The sequence below is a fragment of the Microcystis sp. M079S1 genome, assembly GCF_020246425.1.
GTDB lineage: Bacteria > Cyanobacteriota > Cyanobacteriia > Cyanobacteriales > Microcystaceae > Microcystis > Microcystis aeruginosa.
The window spans coordinates 1-5,722 of sequence record NZ_JADBSZ010000015.1; the positions used below are offsets into that span (position 1 = coordinate 1).

General features: G+C 42.3%; 4 protein-coding genes and 1 pseudogene. 1 reads left to right on the forward strand and 4 read right to left on the reverse strand.

The window, feature by feature from the left end; all coding sequences use genetic code 11:
- Positions 1-134 (forward strand): annotated as a pseudogene (locus IM456_RS00850) (IS630 family transposase); the annotation flags it as partial.
- A gap of 275 nt (positions 135-409) precedes the next feature.
- Here the strand turns inward: IM456_RS00850 and IM456_RS00855 are convergent.
- The 4 genes from IM456_RS00855 to sufC form a co-directional block, all read right to left on the reverse strand.
- Positions 410-1,915, reverse strand: a complete 1,506-nt coding sequence (locus tag IM456_RS00855) for an RluA family pseudouridine synthase (protein WP_149987480.1) — start codon at positions 1,913-1,915, stop codon at positions 410-412.
- Between the two features lie 33 nt (positions 1,916-1,948).
- Positions 1,949-3,211 carry a SufS family cysteine desulfurase gene (locus IM456_RS00860; RefSeq protein WP_149987479.1) on the reverse strand — a complete coding sequence of 421 codons (1,263 nt, stop codon included), beginning with the start codon at positions 3,209-3,211 and terminating at the stop codon, positions 1,949-1,951.
- A 55-nt stretch (positions 3,212-3,266) separates the two neighbouring features.
- Entirely contained in the window at positions 3,267-4,592 is a 1,326-nt protein-coding gene (gene sufD, locus IM456_RS00865; protein ID WP_149987478.1) for a Fe-S cluster assembly protein SufD, read from the reverse strand.
- A 186-nt stretch (positions 4,593-4,778) separates the two neighbouring features.
- Positions 4,779-5,549, reverse strand: a complete 771-nt coding sequence (gene sufC / locus IM456_RS00870) for a Fe-S cluster assembly ATPase SufC (RefSeq protein ID WP_002756123.1) — start codon at positions 5,547-5,549, stop codon at positions 4,779-4,781.
- Between the last annotated feature and the right edge of the window lie 173 nt (positions 5,550-5,722).

The window sequence follows — 5,722 nt, forward strand, 5'->3', positions numbered from 1 at the left end:
AAAACTTTTCTGACTTTTCTTCAGCTATTTATGAATGTCTGAATGATGCCCATCTGAAACAGAAAAAAGAACTGGATTCCTTGCTCACTCTACGATTTCAGAAGTTTAATAAATCTCAGATTATGAACGTCTAAAGTATATATTGCCAAAGCGAGTATTGTTGCAGATATGCTCAGGTCATTTTACGGTAAGCAAGGAACTTTTGGCGGTGATAATTCCAATTCCATTGACCCTAGTAAACTGATGCCATATATTCCTCAAGAAGATGAGAAATTTCAGTCAGTGATCCCTAAATGACCAAATTGCTATCGCTAGAGAGCTTGCCCTATTTATTTTCTGGTTGACCTTGTACCCATGTTAGTAAATCGGGTTATTATAGCTAGTTTTTGGCTGTTAGCAATTATAGCTCTCAAAAGGGGGCGGGAATGATTAGATCAATTTTATTTTCGGTCTGAGGATGACGAAAAGATAATTGTTTAGCGTGTAGGTATAAACGGTCGGACTGCTTACCATTATACAAGCGATCGCCTAAAATTCCTATCCCTAATCCCTCTTGACTATGAACACGAATTTGATGGGTTCTTCCCGTGTAGGGAATAAATTCTAGCCGAGAATAATTGCCTTCTTTGCCGACAACTTTAAAATAGGTTTGACTAGCTTTCCCCCTTTGCCAATCCACAGTTTGATAGGGTCTATTTTGCGGATTTCCCCAGAGAGGTAGGTCAATTATGCCTGATTCTCGCTCAACAATTTCTGATAATATAGCTTCGTAGATTTTCTCTACTTCTCGCCGTTGAAATTGTTGGGATAAACAACGATAAATATCTAAACTTTTAGCTAGTAATAATAATCCCGAAGTTTCTCGATCTAAACGATGAACGGGAATGACATTTTTTCCCTGACGACGAAACCGATTGACCACAGCATCTTGACTATCTTGATAACGTCCTGCTACCGATAATAATCCCGCGGGTTTATTAATAGCAATTATTCCCTCGTCTTCGTAGATAATTTCTAGAGATAAACGTAAACCAGAGAGTAAAAAACCCATGAGAGGTTGACATCTTTCTTGACAAGCGCCATAAAATTCTCCCTGTTTTCTATCTCGATTCGATTCTCCCCACCAAAATTCGGCCATGGCGACAGGTTTTAATCCTTTCATGGCGGCATAATTTAATAATTTCGGGGCGCAACATTCCCCTGTTCCCGTCGGTAACAAATTACTGCCCATCAATTTAGCCAAGGAGAGAGATTGTCCAGAAAAGTTATTTAAACAGTAGGATTGATACAGCAATTCCTGTAACTGTTTAGAGAGGTTCCTCCGCTGTTGCTTAAGTTCAATAATTCTCTGATTGGCTACGTTTATTTTCTCAATTAAGGGTTCTAAAACTTGTTTTTGTTCCTGTTTTAATTGCTTTCTTGCTCTTTTTTCCTGACGACTGAGATTATTTAAATTTTCTAATTCCTCTCGGTTTAAATTTCCTAAATTTCTTAACCTATCTCGTTCCTGTTTATGGTTTTGATGTTGTTGCTGTAAAGCTTGTATTTTGCACTCAAAATTTGCTTGATTGAGTCGATATAAATTATGTTCGGGAATTGATTGTAGGGTAATAATTTCCTGTTTAATTGTTTCTAAAAGTTGCAAAACTCGCTTTTCTTCCCGAATAATTTTTTCTCTCCCCACTAGGGACGGAACCCAGCCAGCAGCTTCTCCCTGTCCAGAAAAAGCTTTTAAAATTTCTATTTCGCCAGCGGCATTTTCTCCTAACAAAATCCCATACATTTTACCTTGAGGATTGGTGATAGTTGTCATCAAATCTTGGGCGATTTTTTCAGCCAAAAGAGTGCGGGGCAAGCGCAATAACTCGCCCGTTTCGGGACAAATTCCTTGATAATAATAGGTAACTTCCTTCACTCTTTAAGAACAGGAAAAGGGCTAGAGATACCCCTAAGAAAAACAATTGGCAAAGAAATCAATAGTTTCCTGTAAAGCGACAATAAAGCTATCAATTTCTTCGCGGGTATTATAAAAATATAGACTTGCCCGCGCGCTGCCGGAAGCATCAAAAAGGCGGTGTAGAGGTTGGGTACAGTGATGACCGGAACGAATAGCGATTCCTTCGTGGTCTAATAAAGTGGCTAAATCACTAGCATGAATCCCTTCCACATTAAAGGCGGCTAAACTAGCCCGACCTTGGCCCGTTAAACTAGGTGGCGGCCCGTAAATTCTTAAACCCTCAATTTCTCCTAATTTTTTGAACAAATAGGCGGTTAACTCTTCTTCGTAGGCATGAATATTATCCATCCCTAAACCCATTAAATATTCTACCGCAGCACCGAGAGCAATCGCTTCGCCAATAGCAGGGGTTCCTGCTTCAAATTTGTGGGGCAGTTCCGCACAGGTAAAATGGTCTAAATAGACTTCTGCAATCATTTCGCCACCACCAAAAAAGGGCGGCATTGCCTCTAAAATCGCCTCTTTGCCATACAAAAATCCAATACCGGTGGGGGCGCACATTTTATGACCACTAGCCACCAACCAATCACAATCTATGGACTGCACATCAATGGCTAAATGGGGGACACTTTGACAGGCATCAATTAATACTTTCGCCCCGACTTGATGGGCAAGGCTGACTATTTCGGCAACGGGATTAATACAGCCTAATGTATTGGAGACATGAAGGACAGCAACTAATTTAGTTTTGTCCGATAACAAGGATTTATATTGTTCTAAATCAAAGCTTTCTCCGCCAGTTAATTGCACATATTTAATCACCGCCCCCGTCTTTTGGCAGACAATTTGCCAGGGGATTAAATTACTGTGGTGTTCCATCACCGAGAGAATAATTTCATCCCCTGCTTTCAGGGTATTTAATGCCCAACTGTAGGCGACTAAATTAATCGCTTCCGTGGCGTTGCGAGTATAGACAATTTCCTGACGAGAAGCGGCATTAATAAACCTAGCCACCTTATCTCTGGCTCCTTCGTAGGCTTCCGTTGCCCGGACACTTAAAGTATGCGCCCCCCGATGCACATTGGCGTTATCTTTTTCGTAATAGTTTCGCAGGGTTTCTAATACTTGAATCGGTTTTTGGGAAGTGGCGGCACTATCGAGATAGATAAGGGGTTTATCGTGTACGGTTTGATGGAGGATAGGGAAATCGGCGCGGACTTTTTGGGCGAGGGTTTTTTCTTGGATAATTGTCATTTTAGTCAGGAGTCAGAGGGGTACTTTGGGCAGGTTGACACCCACCCCGGTAGAGTTATTCCACACTGCGACAGGCGACGCATTGCCCCAATCTTTGGCGGAGGGATTCTAGAGGAATTTTAGCTAAAATCTCGGCCGAGAAAGCATCAATTAACAAACTGCGGGCAGTGTCGGCACTTAAGCCCCGGCTTTGCAGATAGAATAAATCATCGGCTTCCAGTTGGCTAACGGTTGCCCCGTGGGAACATTTGACGTTATCGGCGGTAATTTGTAATTCGGGTTTGGTGTTGACTCGTGCCTTGTTAGAAATTAACAAATTCCGATTTAACTGGGAGGCGTTGGTTAATTGGGCAGGTTTGGGAACAAACACTTTACCATTAAAGATGGCGTGAGCGCTACCATCAACGATACATTTATGCAGTTGCTTGGTGATGCCGTGGGGATGGTTGAGATAGATGGCGCTGTGGGTATCGGCGGTTTGTTGTCCAGTAATCATGGCTAATCCGTACAGATTTGTCTCGGTTTGTGCTCCTTTTTGCAGAACATCGAGGTTATGACGGCAGAGTTTAGCTCCTAGATTTATCTCGTTGAGAGTGTAACGGCTATCATGCGCTTGTTCAATTATCGTGCGTCCGATGTGAAAACCATCTCCCGATTCCCGTTGTACTCTGGTATGGATGACCTCGGCGTTGGCTTCGAGGTAAATTTCCGTGACAGCGTTGGTGAAATAAGAGTAATTTACAGGTAAATCGGAGCAATGTTCGGCTAAAGCTCCGTAATTCTCGATAATATTGACACTAGCTCCAGTTTCCGCCACGATTAGGCTATGGGGCTGATAAAAGCGGGGAATTTCCTCCACAACGGTGATAAATAGGAGATGTATCGGGTTTGTGACGACGGTGTTAGCGGTGACGTGAATTACTGCCCCATCGCTTAGTCCAGCTTGGTTGAGCGCGGTAAAAAATTCGGGGGTTTTTTCTTTCCCTAGATAGTTGACAAGAACATCTTTTTGTGCATTGGCGAGATTGCCGACGCTGACACCGGGGGGTAAAGCGGAAATATCGGACAATTCGGGCTGATAAATGCCGTTAACGAAGACTAGGTGGCTGTTTTTGGCTTCGGGCAGTAAAAAAACAGCTAGGGCATTTTTATCGATTGTAACGGTTTGGGGGGTGCGAAAATCGATCGCCCAGAGTTGACTTAAATCGGTGAATTGCCATTCTTCGTCTTTTCTGCCCGGGATGGCTAATTCTTGAGCTTTACTGGCTCCCGATTCTCTTAATTCGAGAATTTTACCGTTATCGATAGTGGGAACCGTTTTGCGAGACAATTTTAACAATAATTCTCCTGATTGTTCAGGTTTCGTGATTATGGCTGTCATTGGTAAGAGGGGGTAGTGGGGTAGTGGGGTAGTGGGGTAGTGGGGTAGTGGGGTGTAGGGTGTGGGGTGTAGGGTGTAGGGTGTGGGGTGTGGGGTGTGGGGAGAATAAATAAAAGCAATCTCCTGCCTCCTGACGACCGGCTACTGACTTCTGACTCCCCAGACTTCTGATAACTGATAGCTAGATTACTTAACGGCTAATAATTGTTCGTCGAGGAAATCGTAGCCAGTTCTTTCTAATTCGAGGGCTAATTCTTTACCGCCACTGGTGACAATGCGCCCATCGTACATAACATGAATAACATCGGGTTCAATGTAGTTGAGCAGACGCTGATAGTGAGTGATAAGTAAAAAAGCGTTATCGGGAGTAGCTAATTGATTGACTCCCTGGGCAACAATTCGCAAAGCATCGATGTCTAAACCGGAGTCAATTTCATCGAGAATTCCTAAAGTAGGTTCTAATAAGGCCATTTGTAGGATTTCATTACGTTTTTTCTCACCACCGGAGAAACCTTCGTTTAAACTTCTGCCAAGAAAGCTAGGATTCATCTGGACAACTTCTAGTTTTTTCTCGACTAATTCCTCAAAGTCAAAACTATCTAATTCTTCCGAGCCTAGATATTTTTGTCGGGCATTGTAGGCAACGCGAAGAAAATCGAGGTTACTAACGCCGGGGATTTCTAGGGGATATTGGAATGCGAGAAAGATACCCATAAGCGCTCGTTCATCGGGTTCTTTGTCCAAAAGGTTTTCGCCTTTATAAATTATTTCTCCCCCAGTTACTTCATAATCGGGATGTCCAGCGATTACTTTTGAAAAGGTGCTTTTTCCTGAGCCATTGCGCCCCATAATTGCGTGGGTTTCACCTGCTTTAATTTCGAGGTTAACTCCTTTAAGAATCTGGTTTCCATCAATACTAGCGGTCAGATTTTTTACGGATAAAATTACTTCACTCATGTTTTTTTGTTGGCAACTGCAAATATTTCTAGAAACTAATTATATTTCAGCGAACACTGATAACTGATAACTGATAACTGATAACTGATAACTGATAACTGATAACTGATAACTGATAACTGATAACTGATAACTGATAACTGATAACTGATAACTGATAACTGATAACTGAT